The organism is Massilia sp. CMS3.1, assembly GCF_051262535.1.
Classification (GTDB): Bacteria; Pseudomonadota; Gammaproteobacteria; order Burkholderiales; family Burkholderiaceae_D; genus Telluria.
This window is the reverse complement of record NZ_JBIMES010000078.1, coordinates 1-811: the sequence shown is the minus strand read 5'-3', so window position 1 is coordinate 811 and position 811 is coordinate 1. Positions and strand designations below refer to the sequence as shown.

Annotated in this window: 1 protein-coding gene; it reads right to left on the bottom strand. The window is 55.5% G+C overall.

The features are described 5' to 3' along the window. Positions 1-255: 255 nt before the first annotated feature. Positions 256-811 (bottom strand): choice-of-anchor Q domain-containing protein (locus ACHAC9_RS24500; RefSeq protein WP_435764418.1); only part of this gene is annotated, 556 nt, incomplete at its 5' end.

Genomic DNA, 811 nt, shown 5'->3' with positions numbered 1-811 from the left:
GCTGTGGAAACTTCCTAAGTTCAACGTTTTCGTAAATAAATTTCCTATGTGTATCATTGTAATAAATGTTCTTTGCCTCAAGAAACAATTATTGCTGTTCCGCTTCCGGAGGCGCGAACCCTGGTTTTTGACCTCAACTTCCCTGTTGGAGATGGCCACCGTGCCTGTGCGAAGGACGTAAAAAACCCGCGCGCCTTGCGGCTGCGCGGGGCGAGTCAAGCCGACAGGCTTGACGAGCGATCTCACACTTCGTGATTAATGCTGGTAAGCCCCGATATCGACACCGGTGCCGGTATTACGTGGCTTGCCGTCGATGTCGGTCGGGTGGGCAAAGCTTGCCGTACCGCGGCCGATCACTGGCGAGCTGGTGCTCGGCTTGAAGTTCGGCATCGCGGCGGTGCGCGAGTAACCGGCCAGCAGCGGATCCGACGCGATGGTGCCGGTGTGCTTCAGGCTATTCCTCAACTGCCAGTCATACGTCGTGTTCTTGAACACCAGGTTGTTCTGGTAAGTGTTGCCGGTGCCGGTCTTGCCCTGTTCCGAAATACCGTACTTGTTGTCGTACACGATGTTGTTGTGTACGGCGACATTGTTCGCGCCGGCACTCGTGAAGTAATAATCGCCGCCGCCGACGATGATGCCGAAGTTCGACGCACTCACCGTGTTGTTGGTGATTTTCACATTGGTCGCATCGTGCCACAGGTGGATCGCTGCCGAACCGACGCGGTAGACCACGTTGTTCTTGATCGAACCCGACGTGCTGTGATAGATGCCCTGGACATACGTACAGCCGGCAGGACCGATATCGTGT